This is a genomic window from Cellulosimicrobium sp. Marseille-Q8652 (assembly GCF_965112045.1).
Genome location: NZ_CBCOPS010000001.1, coordinates 746,869 through 769,143, shown reverse-complemented (window position 1 = coordinate 769,143; position 22,275 = coordinate 746,869). Strand labels below are relative to the sequence as shown.

Genomic DNA, 22,275 nt, shown 5'->3' with positions numbered 1-22,275 from the left:
CGGGTGCCGTGAAGAGCATGTGGAAGGACGGCCGTCCGGGTGAACCCCCGCCCGGAGGCCCGACCGGAGCGGCTACCGTGTCGGGGTGAAGTCCCGCCGCGCCGCTCTGGCCGCCTCGTCGCTCGCGCTCGCCCTCGTCGTCGGGGCCTGCTCCGTGCCGCCCAAGGTGCAGACACCGGTCGACGAGATCGCGACCTCCGGCGCGTCGGAGGGCACCGGGGAGAGCGGCCCCGAGGGCTTCGAGGACTTCTACGGCCAAAGCCTGGCCTGGGAGGACTGCGACGGCGGCTGGGAGTGCACCACGGCGCGTGCACCCCTGTCGTGGCAGGATGCGGGGGCCGGCGAGATCGAGCTGGCGCTCAAGCGGCTCCCGGCGAGCGGCGAGCGGATCGGGTCGCTGCTCACCAACCCGGGCGGCCCGGGTGCGTCCGGCGTGGACTTCGTGGGCGACGCGGCACAGATCATCGGCGACCCGGTCAAGGCCGCGTACGACCTCGTCGGGTTCGACCCTCGCGGTGTCGGGCAGTCGGACCCCGTCGTGTGCCTGGACGACGCCGCGAAGGACGAGGCGCTGTCCACCGAGTACGACGTGCCCGACGGCGAGGCCGGGCTCGAGGAGCGCCGGGCCGCCTACCGCGAGTGGGCCGAGGCGTGCGCCGAGAACACCGGTGACCTGCTGGGCCAGGTCGACACGCAGAGCGCGGCGCGCGACATGGACATGCTGCGCGCCGTGCTGGGCGACGAGACGCTCGCGTACCTGGGCTACTCGTACGGGACACAGCTCGGCGCGACGTACGCGGGCCTGTTCCCGGACAAGGTCGGCCGGCTCGTGCTCGACGGAGCGATCGACGTCACCCTGCCCGCCGAGGAGACGAGCGAGCAGCAGGCGGTCGGGTTCGAGAGCGCGCTGCGCGCCTACGTCGCGGACTGCCAGGCCGGGGCGTCGTGCCCGCTCGGCGGCGACGTCGACGACGGGATGCAGCAGATCCGTGCCGTGCTCGACGCCGCCCGGGCGAACCCGCTGCCGACGAGCTCCGACCGCAGGCTCACGTCGACCCTCGCCTTCTACGGCATCGCCGTGACGCTCTACAACGACCTCAGCTGGCCCGTGCTCACCCAGGCGCTCACCGAGGCGATCGACGAGGGGACCGGCACGCAGCTGCTGTACCTCGCCGACTTCTACAACGACCGCAACCCCGACGGGACGTTCGCGACCAACTCCACGGAGGCGTTCCGCGCCGTCGGCTGCCTCGACGGCCGGCAGGACCCCGACCCCGCGACCATGGAGGCGCAGCGCGAGCGCCTCGAGGTCGAGGCGCCGACGATGGGGTCGTTCTTCGCCTACGGTGCGCTCACGTGCGCCGACTGGCCGCACCCCGTCGTCGAGCAGGACTTCGACGTCCACGCGACCGGCGCCGCGCCGATCGTCGTCATCGGCACCACGAACGACCCCGCGACGCCGTACGTCTGGGCCGAGGGGCTCGCCAAGGCGCTCGACTCGGCCGTGCTCGTCACGTGGGAGGGCGAGGGCCACACCGCCTACGGCCGCTCCAACGCGTGCGTCGGCGACGCCGTGGACGCCTATCTCGTCGACGGGACGGTCCCCGAGGACGGGCTCACCTGCTGACCTCCGCCCGTCGGGAGCGGCCTCGCCGCAGCCGTGACGTGCGACGCCCGGAGCCGCTTTGGAGTCTGGGCCGATCGCCGGGTACAGTAGGCGATCGTTGCGGCGGTTCGCGCGAGCGAGCCTCACTGCAGCACGCCGCCTTAGCTCAGTCGGTAGAGCGATTCACTCGTAATGAATAGGTCATCAGTTCGATTCTGATAGGCGGCTCAGGCAGAAGGCCCGGAACCTCACGGTTCCGGGCCTTCGTCGTGGTCAGGGGACGAGCGCGAGCACGTAGTCGGTGTCCCCGTCCGGCGCCGGCCGGCGCTCGTACCGCTGGACGTGCTGCGGCGGGTCGGACTGGGTGAGCATGTGCGTCGTCGTGCCCTCGGCCGGGTCGTGGACGAAGTGGCCGGACCAGTCGAGCACGTCGTCGTCGAGCGTCGCCACCCGGCCGTCGAGGTCACCGCCCACGAAGCGCGCAGTCCATGTCATGGCGCCACCCTGCCACGACGACGTCCCGCCGCGCGAGGGGAGGCGTCGGCCCCTCGCCCACGTGCCGCCCCGGGCGCTGACGCCTCAGCCGGCGCGTCGCAGCAGGAGGATCGCCCCGCCTGCTGCAGCCGCGACGAGGCCGCCCACACCGGCGACCACGAGGGTCGGGAACGCGCTGCCAGGTGCCGGCGGCGCGCTGCGCTCGCCCGCGGTGACCAACGGCGTGCGGGCGGGCTCGGGCCGGTCCGTCGTCGCGGTCCCTGCGCTCGAGGAGGGGGTCGGCGTCGGCGACGCGGTGGGGGTCTCGGTCGGCGTCTCCGTCGGGGCGGGCTCCGGCTCCGGCTCGGCCGTGACCGGCTCGACCGGTGCCGCGGGCGGGGGCTCGGGCGCGGACGGGGCGGCCTCCGCGACGGGTGGCGGTGCGGGCGCGGCAGACGGCTGCGCCGTGGGAGCGGCCGTCGGCGACGGGGTGGCGGCCGGCTCCGTCGTGCACACGGGGGAGTCGCCCGCCCAGCCGGCGAACTGGTCGCGGATGCCGGTGACGTGCACCCAGGTCACGCACCACCCGTCGCGGTACGCGCGTCCGGGGACGTCGAGCTCGAGGTGGCCGTCCGCGGCGTCCTCCGCGGAGTACCCGTCGCCCAGCAGCCTCGTCCGGGACCCGTCCGGTGCGCTCACCGCGTAGCTGAGCCAGCCCTGCTCGTCGGCGAGCCGCGAGGCGTCGAACGAGACGCCGTCGGTCGTGACGCTGAGCTCGCCGCCGCTGTCGCGGTCCGCCGCGAGGGCCGGTGCCGCGACCCCGGCGACGCCGGCGAGCACGAGGGCCGTCAGCGGGACGGTCGCGGCAGCTCTTGCTGCGGCGCGCATGGGCACCTCCGGGTCGGGCAGGACGGTCGCGCCACATCGTACGCAGCCGGGAGGCCTCCCCGGGACGGCCGTGTCAGCGGTCCAGGCCGCCGAGCCACGCGACGACCGCGTCGCACACCGCGCCGTCCTGGTTCCGCAGGTCGTGCGCACCCGGCAGCTCGACGCGCGTCACGGGTCCGGGGATCGCGGCGAGGTGCTCGGTGAGCTCGTCGGGGGACGCGAACGGGTCGGTCCGTCCCGACACGACGAGCGTGGGGACGCGCAGGTCCGGGAAGTGCTCGGTGCGCAGACGCTCGGGCTTGCCGGGCGGGTGCAGCGGATAGCTGACGAGGGCGAGGCCCGCCGCGGGCAGCCCCTCGGCCACGGCCATCGAGCACATCCGACCGCCGTAGGACCGGCCGCCGAGCACGATCCGGTCCGTCGTGGCGCCCAGCTCGTCCGCGAACGCCTCGGCCTCGGCGCGCAGGTGCGTGACGGCGACGGGCGGCCGGTCGGGCATCCGGCGGCCGGCGAGGCGGTACGGGAAGTCCACGCGACGCACGGGGACCGGCGTGGGCAGCGCGGCGAGGGCGTGCTCGATCGCGACGAGCGCGTGGTGGTCGCGGCTCGCCCCGGCGCCCGGCGTGAGCAGCACGCCCGCCACGGACAGGGGTGCGTCGGTCGTGTCGTGGGGCGAGGTCACGGCACCAGTCTCGCAGCGGTCGTCCGGTGGGTCCCGCGCGCCGCCCGGACGCCGAGCACGAGGTCGCTCGCGGTCGAGCACGACATGGAGGTCGCGATACGGCCCGGAACGACCTCGCGATCGTGTTCGGCGCGTCGTGGCGCGGCGCGGCGCGGCGTGGCGCGGGTCAGCGGCCGGCGAGGCGGGCCGGGTCGAGGTCGACGCGGCGCAGCAGCTGGGCGTTGGCGGCCACGACGACGGTCGAGACGGACATGAGGATCGCGCCGACAGCCATGGGCAGGACGAACCCGACCGGTGCGAGCACCCCGGCCGCGAGGGGGACCGCCGCGATGTTGTACCCCGCGGCCCACCACAGGTTCTGCTGCATCTTGCGGTACGACGCGTGCGACAGCTCGATGATGGAGAGCACCGCGCGCGGGTCGGAGCTCGCGAGGATCACCCCCGCGGACGCGATCGCGACGTCCGTCCCCGCACCGATCGCGATGCCGACGTCCGCCTGCGCGAGCGCGGGAGCGTCGTTCACGCCGTCGCCGACCATCGCGACGACGCGCCCCTCGTGCTGCAGCGCGGCGACCTTCGCGTCCTTGTCCTCGGGCCGCACCCCCGCGAACACCTGGTCGATGCCGAGCTCGCGGGCCACCGCCCGCGCGACGGGCTCGGCGTCGCCCGTGATCATGACGACCCGCACACCGCGCCGGTGCAGAGCCTCGACGGCCTCGCGCGACTCCGGACGGACCGCGTCCGCGAGCGCGAGCGCCCCGACCACCTCGGCGGCCGACGACGCGTCGTCGCCAGGGCCCTCGCCGTCGGCGACCACGTGCAGGACGGTCGCGCCGTCGCGCTCCCACGCCGCGGCGTCGGGCAGCGGCTCGAGGCCGCGCTCGCGCAGCAGCGCAGGACCGCCCACGGCGACCCGGCGCGAGCCGCCCCGCCACGGGACGGTCGCCTCGACCCCGACCGCCGTGAGCGACCGGAAGCCGGTCGCGCGGGGCGCCTCGGCCCCACGGTCGTGCGCCGCGGCGACGACGGCCCGCGCGAGGGGGTGCTGGCTGTCGGCCTCGGCCGCCGCCGCGAGGGCGAGCAGCTCGCCCTCGGTCCGGTCGCCGGTCGTGGCGAGGTGCGTGACGACGGGCTCGCCCGCCGTGAGCGTGCCGGTCTTGTCGAAGAGCACGGTGTCCACCGTGCGCATGCGCTCGAGCGCGAGACGGTCCTTGACGAGGACGCCGGCCTTCGCCGCCCGCTCGGTCGAGATCGACACCACGAGCGGGATCGCGAGGCCGAGCGCGTGGGGGCACGCGATGACGAGCACCGTGATCGCGCGGATCAGCGCCTGCTCCGGGGTGCCGAGGACGAGCCACAGGGCCACGGTGAGCGCCGCGGCGCCGAGCGCGTACCAGAACAGCCACCCGGCGGCGCGGTCGGCGAGACGCTGGGTCCTCGTGGACGAGGACTGCGCGTCGGCCACGAGCCGCTGGATGCCGGCGAGCGCCGTGTCGTCACCGACCGCGGTGATCCGCACGCGCAGCGCGTCGTCGGTCGCGACGGTGCCCGCGACGACCGGGTCCCCGACCGCCCGGCGCACCGGGCGCGACTCGCCCGTGATCATCGACTCGTCGACGTCGGCGCTGCCGTCCGTCACCGCGCCGTCGGCAGGGACCCGTCCCCCGGGACGCACGATCACGACGTCGCCCACGCCGAGGTCGGTCGGCGCGACGGTCGTGACGGTCCCGTCGTCGGCGACGCGCTCGGCCTCGTCGGGAAGGAGCGCCGCGAGGGAGTCGAGCGCGGACGCCGTCTGGGCGAGCGAGCGCATCTCGATCCAGTGCCCCAGCAGCATGATGACGACCAGCAGCGCGAGCTCCCACCACACGTCCAGGTCGTGCGCGAGCAGCCCGAGGGAGGCCCCGAGGGACGAGACGAACGCGACGGTGATCGCGAGCGAGATGAGCGTCATCATCCCGGGTGCGCGGTCGCGCAGCTCGCTCACGGCGCCGGAGAGGAACGGGCGCCCGCCCCACAGGAAGATCACCGAGCCGAGCACGGGGGAGACCCACGGCACCCAGGCGGCGTCGGGCAGCTCGTACCCCAGCAGCATCGCGAACATGGGGCTCAGCGCGACGGTCGGGACGGCCAGGGCCAGCATGACCCAGAACAGGCGGCGGAACTGCGCCACGTGGTCGCCGTGCCCGCCGTGCCCGCCGCCATGTCCGCCGCCGTGCCCGGTCATGGCGTGCCCGGTCATGGCGTGCCCGGTCATGGCGTGCCCGGTCATGTCGTGCCCGCCGTGCCCCGTCGTGTCGTGCTCCGACGTCCCGTGCCCGGCCGCTTCGTGCGCACCGGCCGCACGACCGGGCGCGGAGTCGACGGTCGTGCCGCTGTGGCCCTCGTGCCGGTGACCGGGATCGATCTGCTGTCCCATCGTTCCTCCTGAGCGTCCGTTCATACCCCTGGGGGGTATATGTCTCCGATGATGCTCCTCCGCACGGCGTTCGTCAAGAGCAGGCCGCGACGGGCGGGACGCCACGAGACCGGCAGCCCGGTCCGAGATCGGCAGGGAGGGGTGCCGATCTCGGGCCGGACTGCCGGTCTCGAGGTGCCGCACTGCGGCGGAGGGTGTGGCCGAGAGGCCTACAGGTGGGGCAGCACGTGGTGCGCGTAACGCTCCGCGACGGTCGCGACGACCTCGCGCGGGTCGGCGTCCCAGATCTCCTGGTGGAAGATCTCGGTCTCGACGTCGCCGGAGTACCCCGTCTCGGCGACCCACCGCGTGATCGTCGGGAAGTCGACGTACCCGTCGCCGACGTACCCGCGCGACAGCAGGGGGTCGCTCGCGAGCGGCAGGATCCAGTCGCACACCTGGTAGCCCGCGACGCGTCCCTCGGCACCGGCGCGCGCGACGCTCTCGCGCAGGGCCGGGTCCCACCACACGTGATACGTGTCGACGACGACGCCCACGGCCGCGGCGTCGAACGGTGCCGCGAGGTCGAGCGCCTGGCCGAGCGTGGAGAGCACGGCACGGTCGGCGGCGAAGATCGGGTGCAGCGCCTCGAGGACGATCCGCACGCCGTGCTCCGTCGCGAACGGGACGAGGTCGGCGATCCGGTCCGCGACCCGGGCGCGGGCGGCGACGACGTCGCGGTCCCCGGGCCCGGCGTCGGGACGCGGTCCCTGGCCCGGCGTGCCGCTGGCGGGCAGGCCGCCGACGACGAACACGAGCTCGCTCGTCCCGACCGTGGCCGCCTCCTCGATGGCGCGCCGGTTGTCGTCGAGCGCGGCGGCGATCCCGGCGTCGTCTGTCGCGGTGAGGAAGCCGCCCCGGCACAGCGACGACACGCGCAGCCCGGCGTCCGCGACGACGCGGGCGGCACGGTCCGCGCCGATCTCCTGGACGCGGTCGCGCCACAGGCCGACGGCGCCGTACCCGGCCTCCGCGGCGAGCGTCACGGCCTCCTCGAGCGTCGCGTGCTTGATCGTCGCGGTGTTGAGCGAGCAGCGCGAGAGGTCTGCGCCACCGCTGCCCGACGCCGCCCGGCCCGGAGCGCCCGTCGGTGCGGGGCCGGTCATCGGGTCACCCCGTTGACCTCGAGGAAGGCGCGCGTGCGCCGCGCGGCGAGGTCCGGGTCGAGCAGCAGCCCGGCGCGGTCCGCGAGGCGGACGAGGCCGACGAGGTGCGCGACGGACCGGCCCGACTGGAGGCCGTCCACGAGCTGGAAGCCCGGCTGCGCGCCGTTGAGCCAGGCGAGGAACGCGATCCCGGCCTTGTAGGAGGACGTCGGGGCGGTGAACACGTGCCGCCCGAGCGCCTCCGTCGCCGCGAGGACGGCGTGCGCGCGGTCCGGGTGACCGGCGTCGAGCGCCTGGAGCGCGGTCGACGCGGCGGGGTAGATCGCGGCGAAGATGCCGAGCAGCGCGTCCGAGTGCCGCTTCCCGTCTCCGACGACGAGGTCGGGGTAGTTGAAGTCGTCGCCCGTGTACAGGCGCACGGGGCCGGGCGCGTCGGCCCCGGTGCCCGGGTCGAGGCGCGCCAGGCGCGAGCGCAGGCCCTTCTCGTGGTCCGCGTCGAGCAGGGACACCTTGACGCCGTCGACCCGTCCCTGGTGGGCGCGAACGAGGTTGAACAGGACGTCGGTCGCCTCGTCGACCGACGCCGTGCCCCAGTAGCCCTCGAGCTCCGGGTCGAACATCGGGCCGAGCCAGTGGAGGATCACGGGCCTGTCCGCCTCGGAGAGCACGGCGTCGTAGACGCGCGCGTAGTCCTCGGGCGAGCGCGCGACGCGCGCGAGCTCGCGCGACGCCATGACGACGACCTGCGCGCCGGCGTCCTGCACCATGTGGACCTGCTCGCGGTAGGCGGTCACGACGGCGTCGAGCGCCGCCGGGTCGCCGGGCGCGCGGCCCGCGAGCACCGCGGGGTCGAGCTGGTCGGTGCCCGCGCCGCACGCGATCCGGGCGCCCACGGAGCGCGCCTCGGCCGCGGAGCGGCGCACGAGCTCCTGCGTCGCGGCCCAGTCGAGCCCCGTGCCGCGCTGCGCGGTGTCCATGGCGTCCGCGACACCGAGCCCGTGCTCCCAGATGCGGTGCCGGAAGGCGAGCGTCGCGTCCCAGTCGACGGCGGCGGGCGCGCCCGGCACGTTCTCTGCGCCGACCTGCGGCACCACGTGCGCCGCGGCGAACGCGACGCGCGACGTGATCGGCGCGGTCGGCCGGGTCCACGGCCCCGGGACGAGCAGCTCGCGCACCTCGGTGCCGGCGACGCGGCCGTCGTCGGCGAAGCGGGGCAGGTGCACGACGGCTCCCGACCCGTCCCGGTCGCGCAGCTCGCGCGAACCGGGGACCGCGAGGGTCGCGGCGCTCACAGGGTGATCTCGGGGACGTCGAGGCGGCGGCCCTCGGCGGACGAGCGCAGGCCGAGCTCGGCGAGCTGCACGCCCCGCGCCGCGGAGAGGAGGTCGAAGCGGTGCGGGCGGCCGGCGTGGACGTCGAGGAGGAACTCCTCCCACTGCAGCTTGAAGCCGTTGTCGAGGTCGGCGTTCGCGGGCACCTCGAGCCACTGGTCGCGGAAGGGCTCGGTGACCGGCAGGTCCGGGTTCCACACGGGCTTGGGCGTGTGTGCCCGCTGCTGCGCGACGCACCGGCGCAGGCCCGCGACCGCCGAGCCGTGCGTGCCGTCGACCTGGAACTCGACGAGCTCGTCGCGGTACACGCGCACCGCCCACGACGAGTTGATCTGCGCGACGACCGGGTCCCCGCCCGGGGTCTCGATCTCGAAGATGCCGTAGGCGGCGTCGTCGGCCGTCGCCGTGTACTCCTTGCCCTGCTCGTCCCACCGGGTCGGGATGTGCGTCGTGGTCTGGGCGGTGACCGTGCGCACCGAGCCGAGGATGCCCTCGAGCACGTAGTTCCAGTGGCAGAACATGTCGGTGGTCATGCCACCGCCGTCCTCCTTGCGGTAGTTCCACGACGGGCGCTGGGCGGCCTGGTGGTCGCCCTCGAACACCCAGTAGCCGAACTCGCCGCGCAGCGACAGGATGCGCCCGAAGAAGCCCTCGTCGACGAGGCGGCGCAGCTTGACGAGGCCCGGCAGGTAGAGCTTGTCGTGCACGACGCCCGCGGTCACGCCGGTCTCCTCGCGCAGGCGCGCGAGCTCGACCGCCTCGGCGAGCGTCTCGGCCGTCGGCTTCTCGGTGTAGACGTGCTTGCCCGCCTGCATCGCCTTGGTGAGGGTCTTGGCCCGCAGCGCGGTCATCGAGGCGTCGAACACCACGTCGACCGTCGGGTCGGCGATCGCGCCGTCGAGGTCGGTGGTCCAGTGCTCGACGTCGTGCTGGGCGGCGAGCTCGCGGATCTTCGACTCGTTGCGGCCGACGAGGATCGGCTCCACCTGCAGGCGCGTGCCGTCGGGGAGCTCGACGCCGCCCTGCTCGCGGATCGGCAGGATCGAGCGCACGAGGTGCTGGCGGTAGCCCATGCGGCCGGTCACGCCGTTCATGGCGATGCGCAGGGTGCGGGTGGTGGTCATCGGGACGACTCCGTCCTGTCAGTCGCGCGACGGCGAGGTCGGCGAGAGAAGCGTGGTGCTCCCCAGCATAGGGAATGCGCTTTCCAGCGTCAACCACGGACTCTCTCCGACGGTGGGAGAACGAACCGGTCCGGGGCTCAGAGCGGGGGCGTGGACTCGCGCAGCACGACGTCGCCACGCACCTCGACCCGGCCCTCGGCCACCTCGTGCACGACGCCCGGCAGGTCCGGCCCGACGGGGAGCCCGAGGGCGAGGCGCAGCGCGACCTGCCCGACCTCGACGAGCGGGATGCGCACGGTCGTCAGCCCGGGGACGACGTCGCGCAGCGTGACGATGTCGTCGAAGCCCGCGACCGCGACGTCGCGGGGGACGTGCAGCCCGGCGTCGCGCACCGCGGCCATCGCGCCCACCGCCATCACGTCGTTCACCGCGAGCACCGCGCGGGGCGGCGCGCCCGCGGGGGCGGTGCGCGCGAGGAGCTCCTGCATGCCCGCGTAGCCGCCGTCGCGCGTGAACTCGCACGGCACCACCGCCCCGGCGTCGACGGCCGTGCCGAGCGCGGCGAGCGCCTCGGTGAACCCCGCCGCGCGGTCGAGCGCCGTGCGGTGGCCCACGGGGCCGGCGAGCACGCCGAAGGACCGGTAGCCCAGGCCGTGCAGCGCCGTCGCGAGCTCGGCCGCGCCCTGGCGGTTGGCGATCTCGACCGCCGGCAGGTCGCCCAGCGCCTGCCCGACGAGCGCGACCAGGCCGCCCCCGTCGCGGTACCGCACGAGCGCGTCGTGCAGCGCGTCCGCGGAGGGGGCGGCGTCGTCGGCGGCCGACAGGCGCCCGCCGCCCAGGACCAGGGCGCGTGCGCGCTGCCGGTCCATGAGCTCGACGAAGGCGAGCTCGCGCGCGGAGCTGTGCTGCGTGCTCGTCAGCGTGACGAGGAGACCCTCGCGGTCGGCGGCGTCGGTCACGCCCGCGGCCAGGGAGGAGAAGTACGGGTCGGCGATGTCGTGGACCACGAGCCCCACGGTCGTCGTGCGCCCGCGCGCCATCGCCTGGGCGCTCGGGTCGGGGGAGTAGCCCATGCGTGCCGCCGTCGCGAGCACCCGCTCGCGCAGCTCCGCCCCCACCGTGCGGTTCGCGCTCCCGTTGATGGCGCGCGAGGCGGTCGCGAGCGAGACGCCCGCGGCGCGCGCTACCTCGCTGAGGGTCGGTCCGGCCACGGGCACAGGCTACCGGGGGCGTGACGCGGCCCGCGGTCAGGGCGCGGGTGAGGTTCCTCCCCGCTACGGTCGGGCGGACGGCACCGAGCGAGGAGGACGACCATGGCACGCACGCACCCCGGACAGCCACGACCGTCGGCACCGGCCGGACGGTCGCTCGCCGTGAGGTCCCTCGCGCTGGGGGTCGCGGCGGGCTCCCGCTCGACGCTCGGCGTCGCGGCGCCGCTGCTCGCCGCGCGGCCCGACGGCGGGTCGGCGGGGCACGGCCCCGTCGCCCGGGGTGCGGCCTTGCTCGCCGTGGTGGGCGAGGTCGTCGGCGACAAGCAGCCGAGTGCGCCCAGCCGCCTCGTCCCGCCGGGGCCGGCGTTCCGGATGCTGAGCGGAGCGCTCGGCGGCACGCGCCTCGCGCGCGGCCGGGGCGCCGGGGGAGCGGCCGTGGTCGTCTGCGCCGTCGCGGGCGCCCTCGGCGCGGCCGCCGGGACGTGGGGCGGCGCCGCGTGGCGCGGGCTCGCCGTCGGGAAGCGCCCGGACTGGCCGGGCGCCGTCGCGGAGGACGTCGTGGCCGTCGCCCTCGCCACGTGGGCCGTGCGTCGCTGACGACGTGCGGCGGGCCGGTGACGGGACGTCAGGGCGTCGGGACGCCCGTCACGGTCGTGAGGAGGAACGCGCTGTCCTCGAGCGCCGACACCGCGTGACGCTCGTGCGTGAGGACGCGCAGCTCGCCCGCGCCCAGCTCCGTGTCGCCCTCGCCCAGCGCGGTGACGCGGACCTTCCCGCGCAGCACCTGGATCGACGCGGCGGGCGGCGAGTTGTGCTCGCCCAGCTCGACGCCCGCGAGCAGGGCGATGATCGTCTGGCGCAGCGGGCCGTCGTGCAGCACGACCTCCGCGCTGCGTCCGTTCGCGGCGGACCGCGCGCCCGTGAGGTGCGCGTCGGTGAGCAGGTCGACGTTCGTCATGGGGGCTCCGACCGGTCGGGGACTCCCATCCTGCCGCGTGGCGCACCACGACGCGCGGGCGCAGCGCGGGCCGTCCCGGCGAGAGCGAGGCGCGCGACGGCGACGCGGTGATCTCGGGCCGGCGCTCCACGTCGGGGCAGGTGGCGGTCCCGGAACCACGCCATGGCGCGCGCCGTGAGGGCGGGCCGTCCTCGAGCTCGCGGTAGCTCGCCCTGTCCTGCGACCCGTCCGTCACGCCGCGGTACAGCGTGGCGATCGTCACGTCGCCCCGCTGCTCGGCCAGCGGGGTGAGCGCGGCGGTCGGTCGTCGCCCACGTCGTGTCACAGGCCGGACGCGCGCCCGGTCGAGCGGGTGCAGCAGGACGACGCGTGTCGGACGGGTCCGGTCGAGTCGTGAGGTAAGAGCGGGAGCACCGGGTTTCAGGCGGCCCTTGGGGGGCATGCGCCAAGCAGATCGCGGCTGGTCCCACCCGCCACCGGACCCTCCCGCCGGTCGGCCGCTGCCGCGTCCGAGATCGCGCCCTCGTGGGCGTGGCGGTGCGCTCCCACCGGGTCACGGAAGCGTGGGCCGCGCAGGGACCGGGCCGCGCCGGTGTCACGCCCGGGCGCCCTCCTCGGTCGAACGGTCGTCAGGACGTCGGGCGGTCCGCCCGAACCCGTCCGCCGACCGACGGAGGAGAGCGCCATGCCCGAGAACCCGCTCGTCGTGCTGCTGCACGGCGCGTTCGCCGAGTCCGCGAGCTGGTCGGGCGTGATCGCCCGGCTCCGTGCGCACGACGTCGACACCCTCGCCCTCGCGAACCCCCTGCGCAGCGTCGTGACGGACGCGCAGTACGTGCGCGACGCGGTCGGCGACGCCGGGCGTCCGCTCGTGCTCGTCGGGCACTCCTACGCCGGCATGGTCGTCACGGAGGCGGCGGCCGAAGGGCTGGGCGACGTCGCGGGCCTCGTCTACGTCGCCGCGTTCGCCCCGGACACCGGCGAGAGCGCAGCCGACCTCGCCGGGCGGTTCCCCGGCAGCACGCTCGCCGACGCGCTCGAGAGCACGTCCCTCGTCGACGACGTCGACGACCTCTGGATCCGCCCGGACGCCTATCACGCGCAGTTCGCCGCGGACGTGCCGGAGGAGGCCGCATACGTCGCCGCCCGGACGCAGCGCCCGGTCACGGACGTCGCGCTCAACCAGGCGCTGCTCGCCGGCACGCCGGCCTGGAAGAGCGTGCCGTCGTGGTTCGTCTTCGGCTCCGAGGACCGCAACATCCCGGTCGCAGCGCACCGGTGGATGGCCGAGCGTTCCGCCGCGCGCGGGGTGGACGAGGTGGCGGGCGCGTCGCACGCCGTCGCGGTCTCCGCCCCGGAACGGGTGGCCCGCACCGTGCTGGACGCCCTCGCCGCGACGCGCGCCGTCGCAGCCTGACGGCGCGCGGACGAGAGGAGGCGACGATGATCACCACCACCGCGCTCGGACCGGTCTCGACGGTCGACGCCGGACCGCTCACCGTCGGGTACGTGGAGGCGGGCGACCCCGCCGGACCCCCCGTGGTGCTCCTGCACGGCTACCCGTACGACGTGCACAGCTACGTGGACGTCGTGCCCGTCCTGGCCGCCGAAGGGCTGCGTGTCGTCGTGCCCTACCTGCGCGGCCACGGCCCGACGACGTTCCGCGACCCCGGCACGATGCGCTCGGGCCAGCAGGGCGCACTGGGCTCCGACCTCGTCGCGCTCCTCGACGCGCTCGGCATCGGCTCGGCCGTGCTCGCCGGGTACGACTGGGGCGGCCGCGCCGCATGCGTCGTCGCGGCCCTCTGGCCGGGGCGCGTCCACGGCCTCGTCTCCGTGAACGGCTACCTCGTGCAGGACGTCGCCGCCGCCCAGACGCCGATCCGTCCCGACCTGGAAGCCGGGTTCTGGTACTTCTGGTACTACACGACCGAGCGCGGGAAGCGCGGGCTCACCCAGAACCGCAGCGAGATCGCCCGCGTCCTGTGGGCGCGCAACTCGCCCGAGCGCTCCTTCACCGACGCCGAGATCGCGCGGGCCGCAGAGGCCTTCGACAACCCCGACCACGTCGACGTCGTCATCCACTCCTACCGCCACCGGCTCGGCCTCGCGCCGGGCGACCCGGCGTACGAGGACGTCGAGCGACGCCTCGCCGCGCTGCCCCGGATCGACGTCCCGACCATCACCCTCGACGGACTCGCCGACGGCAACTTCCCCGCGACCGACGGGTCGGCGACGGCCCGGTTCTTCGGCGGCCCGCGTGAGCACCGGCAGGTGCCCCACGCCGGCCACGACCTGCCCGCGGAGGCGCCCGACGCGTTCGCGCGCGCCGTCCTCGACCTGGCCCGGCGCGGCGCCGAGGGATGACGCCGGCCCGAGCGGGGCCATCTCGGCGTGTTCGGGTCCTCGACGGCACAGCCGCTCCGACGTCTCATGGCACCTGAGCCGTCGGCCGCAGCAGGATCTCGTTGACCGACACGTGCGCCGGTCGCGTCACCGCGAACAGCACGGCGTCAGCGACGTCCTCGGGGTCCAGCACCCGGATCCCCCCGTAGATCTGGGCGGCCATCTCGCGCATGGCCGGGTCGGTGATGTGGTCCGCGAGCTCGGTGGCGACCATCCCCGGTTCGACGACGACCACCCGCACACCCTGCGACGCGACCTCCTGGCGAAGGGCCTCGGAGAAGGCGTTGACGCCGTGCTTGGTGGCCGCGTACACGCCCGAGCCGGCCGACGCCGTCCGCCCCGACGTCGAGGACGTCTGCACGAGCGTGCCCCGGCTCGCCACCAGGTGCGGCAGCGCCGCGTGCGAGACGTGCAGCGTCCCGAGCAGGTTGGTGCGTGTCATGCGCTCCCACTCGGCCGGGTCGGCGGTCCGTACCGGGCCGCTGAGCATCACGCCGGCGTTGTTCACGACGACGTCGAGCCCACCCAGCTCCTGCACGGCCGCCGCGACGCCCGCACGCGCCGAGGCCTCCTCGGCGACGTCGAGCTCCACCGGCGTGATGGTGCCGGACAGCTCGCCCGCCCGAGCAGCCACCTCCTGGAGCCGGCCGAACCGGCGCCCCGCCGCGACGACCCGCGCCCCCGCTCCGGCGAACGCCACCGCGATCGCCGCCCCGATGCCCGACGACGCCCCGACCACCAGCGCGCGGCGTTCCGTCATGTCCGTGCCCATGTCCCGCTCCTCGTCATCCGCGACAAGATGACCGGCTGGTCATCTTGCGTCGAGGGTAGCACCGAAGATGACCGCCAAGTCACTTTCACTGGTAGGGTCTCGTGCACTGGAGGTGGTGCCATGCGGTCCGACGCGGTACGGAACCGGCACGCCCTCGTCGCGGCGGCTGGGCGGGTCCTGGCCGAGTCGGGGCTCGAGGTGCCCGTGGCGGCGATCGCCCAGGAGGCCGGCGTCGCCAAGGGCACGGTCTTCCGTCACTTCGCCTCCAAGGAGGAGCTCGTCTCGACGGTCGTGGCAGGCCTGGTGGACGACCTCGCTCGGCGAGCCGAGGGACTGCTCGACGCGCCTGACCCGCTCGACGCGCTGCGCCAGTTCGTCGTCGCCGGGATCGAGCTGCAGGCCAGCGATCGTGCGTTCTGCCAGGTCGCGGCGTCGGCGGAGATCACGATGCCTGAGCTGAGCGAGCGCCGAGAGCGCCTGGAGGAGATCTCCGAGCTCCTGGCGCGCCGCGCCCGGGAGGCGGGCGTCGCACGTGCGGACCTCACGGGTCGCGACGTCGTCGGGCTGATGACGGCCGCCTTCCAGGGCGCGACGGCGACGGGTGACCCGGCCCGCTGGCCGTTCTTCCTCTCCCTCCTGACGGAAGGGCTGCGACCAGACGGCCGAGGACCAGGCGAGTCTGGTCGGCTGGCGGGGGATGGCGAGCGGGACTGATCGCTCCCTGCGTCGGGACTGGTGGTCTGACCGCCCGCTGAGGCCCGATGGGCGTCCCGCCCGTGCCCCGTCGGGTGACCGACGCCGCGCGACGTCACACCCCGGGCGGCCGCCTTGTCGAACCGGATGACGGGCCGGCGTGGCCTCCGTCCGTGCCTCACGACGGCACGATCACCCGCGACGACCGGTTCGGCCGGTCCGCGACGAAGCAGAGGAGAGCATCGTGGGAAAGCCCAGGTCAGAAGCGTGGAAGACCGCACAGACGATGCTGCAGGACGCCGCGCCACCGTTCATCCCCGACGGTGCGCACGCGATGACGCTGGTCGTCGAGTACCCGCCCGGGGACGGGGGCGCGCCGCCGCACCGCCACCCCGGGCCCGCCTTCGGCGTCGTGCTCGAGGGCGAGATGCTGATGGAGCTCGAGGGTGAGCCCGAGCGGGTCGTCCGAGCAGGCGAGGCGTTCTGGGAGCCGGGCGGCGACCTCATCCACTACCAGGACGGCAACAACCGTGACGACGTCCCGCTGCGGTTCCTGGTCACCTGCCTGTGCCCCCCGGGCGAGCCGATGTTCGCCCTGGTGGACGAGGCCGAGCTGGGGCGTCGCCAGGACCGCGGCGCCGCGCGGGAGGGACGATGAGCACCCTTCTCCGTGGCCGGCTGACCGCGGTCGTCGGCGAGCTACGGCACGAGCCGACCGCCGTGCGGGTGCGCGCCGCGCTCGCCGGCGCGATCGTCGTCGACAGCGTCCAGGCCGTGCTGGTGTGGGAGCCCGGCCAGGTCGTACCTGCCTACGCCGTGCCCGAAGCGGACATCCGCACCGGCCTGTCTCCCGCACCTCCCCAGGACCGCGACGGGCGGGCGGCCCACACCGCCGACGGCGAACCGGTTCTCGTGATCGGCGAGGGCCGCAACGGGTCTGGGCTGCGGCTCGACGACCCGGACCTGGCCGGCTACGTCCTCCTCGACTTCACGTCGTTCGACGCCTGGTACGAAGAGGACGAGGCGATCTCGGCCCACCCGCACGACCCGTTCCACCGGATCGACGTGCGCGCGAGCTCGCGTCACGTCCGACTCGAGCTGGACGGTCACCTCCTCGCGGAGTCGTCGCGGGTGATGATGCTCTTCGAGACGCTGCTGCCCACGCGCTACTACCTGCCGCGTGAGGACGTCGTCGTCCAGCTCGAGCCGAGCGACACCCGCACCGCCTGCGCCTACAAAGGACGGGCGGCATACCTCTCCGCCCGGGTCGGCGGGCGGCTCGTCCGCGACCTTGCCTGGACGCTCCCCGAGCCTCTGCCGGAGGGAGAGCGCGTCGCCGGGCTCGTCGCGTTCTTCAACGAGGACGTCGACATCGTGCTCGACGGGCGGCGGCTCGACGCACCGGTCGATCCGTGGCGCCCGGTCGGCACGCGCAGTGCGGACCAGCGCTGACGCCGGACTCACCGCCAGGTGCGAGCTGCTCGTCCTGTCGAGGTGCGGCCGAGGCGCCGCCGGATGGGGCCGGTGCTCCGGAGACTGCGTCCGCGGTCGACGAGTTCCTCCACCAGGTTGGTGGACGATTGCCGTGGCGCCACGTGACAGTGCTGCTCGGCCGGCTGAGGACTCGCGAGGAGCGGGACTGGTACGCCGCGAGTGCCGCCGAGCACGGGTGGTCGCGTGCGTGAGCTCGAGGCTCCGGACCCCGAGCTGGCGCAGCAGCTGGTGAAGGACCCGTACGTGCTCGGGCATCTGGGCCTGGTCGAGCGCATCGCGGAGCGTGACGTCGAGCACGCGCTGATGGACCGGCCGCAGGACACGATGCTCGAGCTCGGGCGGGGCATGGCGTTCGTCGGGCGTCAGGTGCGCCTCACCGCGCCCGGCGACGCGAGCGACCGGGTCGAGGAATTCGGGAACTGGTCCTCTCGCGGTTCGTCGTCAAGGGCCCGGCAAGGCGGCAGAGCCACGAGCGCTCCGGCCGGGTTCAGAGTTCCGTGGTGCCCGACGGGTGCGTCGCGTCGGGTGGTCGCACGACGGTGACGGGGCAGTGCGCGTACTCCGTGGCGTGCCGGCTCACCGAGCCGAGGAGGAGGCGGTCGAACCCGCCCACGCCGCGGTTGCCGAGCACGAGACGGGACGCGTGCGACGACGCCTCGATGACGCCCTTCGCGGCCTGCACGTGCCGGACCGTGCGGACGACGCGGTCGTCGGGCAGGTCGATGCCTGCCGTCTCGAGCGCGGTGTCGAGCGTCGCGGCGGCGAAGGACTCGTAGTCGTCGATCGGCGGCGCCCAGCCCCACGAGTCGGGCAGCGGGGCGAGCGTGACGATCTGCCAGCAGAACAGCGCCTCGAGCGTCGCACCGGTCCGGCGCGCGACGTCGGCCCCGTGCCGCAGCGCGTGCACGGACGTGGACGAGCCGTCGACCCCGACGACGACCGGTCCTGACCGGTTCGCGGTGCCGCGGACGACCGCGACGGGCACCGTCGCGTGCTGCAGGACGGCCGACGGCACGGAGCCGAGCACCATGCGGCTGACGCGGCCGCGTCCGCAGCGACCGACCACGAGCAGGTCGGCGGGGCCGTCCTCGGCACCGCCGTCACCGTCGACGTCGCCCTCCGGCCCGCTCTCGCCCTCCGCGAGCGCGAGCAGGGACGTCGCGGCGTTGCCGCGGACCTCCGTGGCGACGACCTCGACGTCCTGCGCTCCGAGCCCCGTGCGCTCGCGCGCCGCCTCGACCCAGCCGGCGACCGCGTCCCGCCGCCGGGCGCCCCGCTCGTCGTCGTCGCCCGTGTCGTCGCGGCCGGCGTGGCGTCCCGGGTCCCACGCGAGCACCGCGGTGAGGCGCGCGATGCGGGTCGCGGCCTCGCGCAGGGCCCAGTCGAGCGCCTCGTCCGACCCCTCGGACCCGTCCACACCGACGATCACACCGCGCACCGCGCCACCTCCGTGTCCCAGCAACCGTTCAGAGCTCTCCGTGGTCCTCGCCGTGGAGGATCGCGCGCAGGGGAGCGGTCACCACGTCGACCCGCTCCAGCAGGTCCCCCGGCCCGGCGATCACGACCGCCCGGTCCTCGACCACCACGTACACCGCGGCGCTGTCCCGCACGCGGGCGTGCAGGCCGGGCAGCGCGGCGCCGTCGACCACGAAGGGCCCGCGTGTGAGCGGGGCGGTCTCGACCTCCTCGACGATCGCGCGCATGGCCGCCCGGTACTCCTGGTAGGAGTCGAGGAAGTCGTCGTCGGCGGAGTCCGCGTGCAGCGGCGCGGCGAGCGCTCCGCTCAGGGCGGTCCGCAGGATCTCGGTGGCCTGCTCGTCGTCGGCGGCGCCGAGGCGCAGCGTCTCGACGTCGAGCGTCTCCCCGGTGAAGGACACGTAGGAGCGCAGGAACCGCTCGTCCGTGGGGTCGTGGGTCCCGTCGCCGACGCCGGTGATGGTCTCCTCGTCGAGGTCGAGGCCCCAGGTGAGCGGGTCGGCGACCTCGGCGACGACGCCGTGGAACCGGTCGACCACCTGCTCCCACGTCGCCGGGGTCCCGTCGGGGCGCCCGACGGCGCCGTGCTCGCGGCGCGCGGCCGGCTCCTCGGGCTGCTGGTCAGGTCCGTGCGTCATGATCGCCCACCCTTCTGCCGGTGCGGGGGCCGCACCCCGAGCCTGCCGTCGCCGACGGGCGCGGTCAACGCCCGGCGCGCGTGTCGTGCGCGCCGGGGCGTCCGACGGGTCCTGCCGTGCGTGCCCGGGAGCACCGCAGGTCACGGCGTGACCCCTCAATCACGCCCCTGGCGAACATCGGCATACGGAGGGGGTGTGCCTCGTTCGGACCGCATAGAGTCAATGCGGTCAGGCTGTACTCGGCGATTCCTGGAGGCCAGGGACGTCGGTGCGCAGGTGTAGGCCGCTCGTGAGGAGCAGCACATGTTCGAGAGATTCACAGACCGAGCCCGTCGGGTCGTCGTCCTCGCCCAGGAAGAGGCGCGGATGCTCAACCACAACTACATCGGCACCGAGCACATCCTCCTCGGCCTCATCCACGAGGGCGAGGGCGTCGCGGCCAAGGCCTTGGAGTCCCTCGGGATCTCCCTGGACGGCGTCCGCACCCAGGTGACCGAGATCATCGGCGAGGGCCAGCAGGCCCCGAGCGGGCACATCCCGTTCACGCCGCGTGCCAAGAAGGTGCTGGAGCTGTCGCTGCGCGAGGCGCTGCAGCTCGGCCACAACTACATCGGGACCGAGCACATCCTGCTCGGGCTGATCCGCGAGGGCGAGGGCGTCGCCGCCCAGGTGCTCACCAAGATGGGCGCCGACCTCAACAAGGTGCGCCAGCAGGTCATCCAGCTGCTGTCGGGCTACCAGGGCAAGGAGCCCGTCGCCGCCGGCGGTCCCACCGAGGGCCAGCCGTCGGGGTCCGCGGTGCTCGACCAGTTCGGGCGCAACCTGACCCAGGCCGCGCGCGAGGGCAAGCTCGACCCGGTCATCGGCCGCGCGCTCGAGATCGAGCGCGTCATGCAGGTGCTGAGCCGCCGCACCAAGAACAACCCCGTCCTCATCGGCGAGCCCGGCGTCGGCAAGACCGCCGTCGTCGAGGGCCTCGCGCAGGACATCGTCCGCGGCGACGTCCCGGAGACGCTCAAGGACAAGCAGCTCTACACGCTGGACCTGGGCGCCCTCGTGGCCGGCTCGCGCTACCGCGGCGACTTCGAGGAGCGCCTCAAGAAGGTGCTCAAGGAGATCCGCACGCGCGGCGACATCATCCTGTTCATCGACGAGATCCACACGCTCGTCGGTGCCGGTGCCGCCGAGGGCGCGATCGACGCCGCGAGCATCCTCAAGCCGATGCTCGCGCGCGGAGAGCTGCAGACCATCGGCGCCACGACGCTCGACGAGTACCGCAAGCACGTCGAGAAGGACCCGGCCCTGGAGCGCCGCTTCCAGCCGATCCAGGTCGCCGAGCCGTCGCTCACGCACGCGATCGAGATCCTCAAGGGTCTGCGCGACCGCTACGAGGCGCACCACCGCGTGTCCATCACGGACTCCGCGCTCGTCTCCGCGGCCACGCTCGCCGACCGCTACATCAACGACCGCTTCCTGCCCGACAAGGCGATCGACCTCATCGACGAGGCGGGCGCGCGCCTGCGCATCCGCCGCATGACGGCCCCGCCGGAGCTCAAGGAGCTCGACGAGGAGATCGCCGAGGCGCGGCGCGAGAAGGAGTCCGCGATCGACGCCCAGGACTTCGAGAAGGCCGCGGGCCTGCGCGACACGGAGAAGCAGCTCACCGCGAAGCGCGCCGACAAGGAGAAGGCCTGGAAGTCGGGCGACCTCGACACGGTCGCGGAGGTGGACGAGGAGCTGATCGCCGAGGTCCTGGCCATGGCCACGGGCATCCCGGTCTTCAAGCTCACCGAGGAGGAGTCCAGCCGCCTGCTCCACATGGAGGACGAGCTGCACAAGCGCGTCGTCGGCCAGGAGGCCGCGATCAAGGCGCTGTCGCAGGCCATCCGCCGTACGCGTGCCGGCCTCAAGGACCCGAAGCGCCCCGGTGGGTCGTTCATCTTCGCCGGCCCCACGGGCGTCGGGAAGACCGAGCTGGCCAAGGCGCTGGCCGAGTTCCTCTTCGGGGACGAGGACGCGCTCATCCAGCTCGACATGTCGGAGTTCTCCGAGAAGCACACGGTCTCGCGGCTGTTCGGCTCACCCCCCGGCTACGTCGGGTACGACGAGGGCGGCCAGCTCACCGAGAAGGTGCGGCGCAAGCCGTTCTCGGTCGTCCTGTTCGACGAGGTGGAGAAGGCCCACGCGGACATCTTCAACTCGCTCCTGCAGATCCTCGAGGACGGTCGCCTGACCGACTCGCAGGGCCGCGTCGTGGACTTCAAGAACACCGTCATCATCATGACGACCAACCTCGGCACGCGGGACATCGCCAAGGGCGTCCAGACCGGCTTCAACGCCGGCGGCGACCTGGTGACGTCGTACGAGCGCATGAAGGCGAAGGTCAACGACGAGCTCAAGCAGCACTTCCGGCCCGAGTTCCTCAACCGCGTCGACGACGTGGTGGTGTTCCCGCAGCTCTCGCAGGACGAGATCATCCAGATCGTCGACCTGATGATCGCGCGTCTCGACTCGCGTCTGCGGGACAAGGACATGGGCATCGAGCTCACCCCGGCGGCGAAGCGCCTGCTCGCCGAGAAGGGCTACGACCCGGTCCTGGGCGCTCGTCCGCTGCGCCGCGCGATCCAGCGCGACATCGAGGACGTCCTGTCCGAGAAGATCCTGTTCGGCGAGCTCAAGGCCGGCGAGATCGTCCTGGTCGACGCGGAGGGCGAGGGCCTGCTCGGGGAGTTCACCTTCCGGGGTGTCTCCAAGGGCGAGCACGACCGCGGTCCGGTGAGCGTGGGTGCGGCCGCCGCGCTCGACGCGCCGACCGGCGTCTCGGTGCGCGACCTCCCGCCGACCGGCGAGCTGCAGGCCGGCGCGGAGTGACACGCTCCCGCCTCGCCTGACGCGACGGCGGACCGGTCACGCCGGTCCGCCTCTCGTCCTCCCGGCCTGACCACGACGGCCCCGGAC

Annotated in this window: 21 protein-coding genes and 1 tRNA gene; 10 read left to right on the top strand and 12 right to left on the bottom strand. The window is 74.3% G+C overall.

The window, feature by feature from the left end; genetic code table 11:
- Positions 1-85 precede the first annotated feature (85 nt).
- Both ACWPWV_RS03315 and ACWPWV_RS03310 read left to right on the top strand, forming a co-directional pair.
- Positions 86-1,627, top strand: a complete 1,542-nt coding sequence (locus tag ACWPWV_RS03315; RefSeq protein ID WP_454041533.1) for an alpha/beta hydrolase — start codon at positions 86-88, stop codon at positions 1,625-1,627.
- Positions 1,628-1,761: 134 nt separating this feature from the next.
- Positions 1,762-1,834: transfer RNA gene (locus ACWPWV_RS03310), tRNA-Thr, on the top strand.
- 45 nt (positions 1,835-1,879) lie between these two features.
- On the opposite strand, the gene ACWPWV_RS03305 is transcribed toward ACWPWV_RS03310, so the two are convergent.
- From ACWPWV_RS03305 to ACWPWV_RS03270, 8 genes are all read right to left on the bottom strand, one after another.
- Complete coding sequence (locus ACWPWV_RS03305; RefSeq protein ID WP_454041532.1) at positions 1,880-2,101, bottom strand: hypothetical protein; 222 nt, start codon at positions 2,099-2,101, stop codon at positions 1,880-1,882.
- Between the two features lie 84 nt (positions 2,102-2,185).
- Complete coding sequence (locus tag ACWPWV_RS03300; RefSeq protein ID WP_454041531.1) at positions 2,186-2,968, bottom strand: hypothetical protein; 783 nt, start codon at positions 2,966-2,968, stop codon at positions 2,186-2,188.
- Between the two features lie 73 nt (positions 2,969-3,041).
- Complete coding sequence (locus ACWPWV_RS03295) at positions 3,042-3,650, bottom strand: alpha/beta hydrolase family protein (protein WP_454041530.1); 609 nt, start codon at positions 3,648-3,650, stop codon at positions 3,042-3,044.
- Positions 3,651-3,816: 166 nt separating this feature from the next.
- Positions 3,817-6,069 carry a heavy metal translocating P-type ATPase gene (locus ACWPWV_RS03290; RefSeq protein ID WP_454041529.1) on the bottom strand — a complete coding sequence of 751 codons (2,253 nt, stop codon included), beginning with the start codon at positions 6,067-6,069 and terminating at the stop codon, positions 3,817-3,819.
- Positions 6,070-6,278: 209 nt separating this feature from the next.
- Positions 6,279-7,214 (bottom strand): sugar phosphate isomerase/epimerase family protein, encoded by a 936-nt coding sequence (locus tag ACWPWV_RS03285; protein ID WP_454041528.1) that lies wholly within the window; start codon positions 7,212-7,214, stop codon positions 6,279-6,281.
- Positions 7,211-8,431: a dihydrodipicolinate synthase family protein gene (locus tag ACWPWV_RS03280; protein ID WP_454042802.1), complete on the bottom strand. Its 1,221-nt coding sequence runs from the start codon at positions 8,429-8,431 to the stop codon at positions 7,211-7,213. The genes ACWPWV_RS03285 and ACWPWV_RS03280 overlap by 4 nt, the downstream gene beginning before the upstream one ends.
- Before the next feature lie 71 nt (positions 8,432-8,502).
- A complete protein-coding gene (locus ACWPWV_RS03275) occupies positions 8,503-9,669 on the bottom strand; it encodes a Gfo/Idh/MocA family protein (RefSeq protein WP_454041527.1) in 1,167 nt (388 codons plus the stop codon).
- A 137-nt stretch (positions 9,670-9,806) separates the two neighbouring features.
- Complete coding sequence (locus ACWPWV_RS03270) at positions 9,807-10,880, bottom strand: LacI family DNA-binding transcriptional regulator (RefSeq protein WP_454041526.1); 1,074 nt, start codon at positions 10,878-10,880, stop codon at positions 9,807-9,809.
- A 102-nt stretch (positions 10,881-10,982) separates the two neighbouring features.
- On the opposite strand from ACWPWV_RS03270, the gene ACWPWV_RS03265 reads away from it, so the two are divergent.
- A complete protein-coding gene (locus tag ACWPWV_RS03265) occupies positions 10,983-11,477 on the top strand; it encodes a hypothetical protein (RefSeq protein ID WP_454041525.1) in 495 nt (164 codons plus the stop codon).
- A 28-nt stretch (positions 11,478-11,505) separates the two neighbouring features.
- On the opposite strand, the gene ACWPWV_RS03260 is transcribed toward ACWPWV_RS03265, so the two are convergent.
- Positions 11,506-11,838 carry a cupin gene (locus tag ACWPWV_RS03260; protein ID WP_454041524.1) on the bottom strand — a complete coding sequence of 111 codons (333 nt, stop codon included), beginning with the start codon at positions 11,836-11,838 and terminating at the stop codon, positions 11,506-11,508.
- A 685-nt stretch (positions 11,839-12,523) separates the two neighbouring features.
- On the opposite strand from ACWPWV_RS03260, the gene ACWPWV_RS03255 reads away from it, so the two are divergent.
- Both ACWPWV_RS03255 and ACWPWV_RS03250 read left to right on the top strand, forming a co-directional pair.
- Entirely contained in the window at positions 12,524-13,255 is a 732-nt protein-coding gene (locus ACWPWV_RS03255; RefSeq protein ID WP_454041523.1) for an alpha/beta fold hydrolase, read from the top strand.
- A gap of 26 nt (positions 13,256-13,281) precedes the next feature.
- A complete protein-coding gene (locus ACWPWV_RS03250; protein ID WP_454041522.1) occupies positions 13,282-14,205 on the top strand; it encodes an alpha/beta fold hydrolase in 924 nt (307 codons plus the stop codon).
- 64 nt (positions 14,206-14,269) lie between these two features.
- Here ACWPWV_RS03250 and ACWPWV_RS03245 read toward each other — a convergent pair whose 3' ends face one another.
- Complete coding sequence (locus ACWPWV_RS03245; protein ID WP_454041521.1) at positions 14,270-15,016, bottom strand: SDR family NAD(P)-dependent oxidoreductase; 747 nt, start codon at positions 15,014-15,016, stop codon at positions 14,270-14,272.
- A gap of 120 nt (positions 15,017-15,136) precedes the next feature.
- Between ACWPWV_RS03245 and ACWPWV_RS03240 the strand changes: the two genes are divergently transcribed.
- The 4 genes from ACWPWV_RS03240 (at position 15,137) to ACWPWV_RS03225 (ending at position 17,746) form a co-directional block, all read left to right on the top strand.
- Positions 15,137-15,730 carry a TetR/AcrR family transcriptional regulator gene (locus ACWPWV_RS03240; protein ID WP_454041520.1) on the top strand — a complete coding sequence of 198 codons (594 nt, stop codon included), beginning with the start codon at positions 15,137-15,139 and terminating at the stop codon, positions 15,728-15,730.
- 223 nt (positions 15,731-15,953) lie between these two features.
- Positions 15,954-16,367 (top strand): cupin domain-containing protein, encoded by a 414-nt coding sequence (locus ACWPWV_RS03235; protein ID WP_454041519.1) that lies wholly within the window; start codon positions 15,954-15,956, stop codon positions 16,365-16,367.
- Positions 16,364-17,161 (top strand): DUF427 domain-containing protein, encoded by a 798-nt coding sequence (locus ACWPWV_RS03230; RefSeq protein ID WP_454041518.1) that lies wholly within the window; start codon positions 16,364-16,366, stop codon positions 17,159-17,161. The genes ACWPWV_RS03235 and ACWPWV_RS03230 overlap by 4 nt, the downstream gene beginning before the upstream one ends.
- 225 nt (positions 17,162-17,386) lie before the next feature.
- Positions 17,387-17,746: a PDDEXK nuclease domain-containing protein gene (locus ACWPWV_RS03225; RefSeq protein WP_454041517.1), complete on the top strand. Its 360-nt coding sequence runs from the start codon at positions 17,387-17,389 to the stop codon at positions 17,744-17,746.
- Here the strand turns inward: ACWPWV_RS03225 and ACWPWV_RS03220 are convergent.
- A complete protein-coding gene (locus ACWPWV_RS03220; protein ID WP_454041516.1) occupies positions 17,691-18,641 on the bottom strand; it encodes a universal stress protein in 951 nt (316 codons plus the stop codon). The two genes, ACWPWV_RS03225 and ACWPWV_RS03220, sit on opposite strands and share 56 nt — an antisense overlap.
- A 28-nt stretch (positions 18,642-18,669) precedes the next feature.
- On the bottom strand, positions 18,670-19,317 hold the full coding sequence (locus ACWPWV_RS03215) for a hypothetical protein (protein WP_454041515.1): 648 nt from the start codon (positions 19,315-19,317) through the stop codon (positions 18,670-18,672).
- 303 nt (positions 19,318-19,620) lie between these two features.
- Here ACWPWV_RS03215 and ACWPWV_RS03210 point away from each other — a divergent pair, with 303 nt between their 5' ends.
- Positions 19,621-22,188 carry an ATP-dependent Clp protease ATP-binding subunit gene (locus ACWPWV_RS03210; RefSeq protein ID WP_454041514.1) on the top strand — a complete coding sequence of 856 codons (2,568 nt, stop codon included), beginning with the start codon at positions 19,621-19,623 and terminating at the stop codon, positions 22,186-22,188.
- The last annotated feature ends 87 nt before the right edge of the window (positions 22,189-22,275 follow it).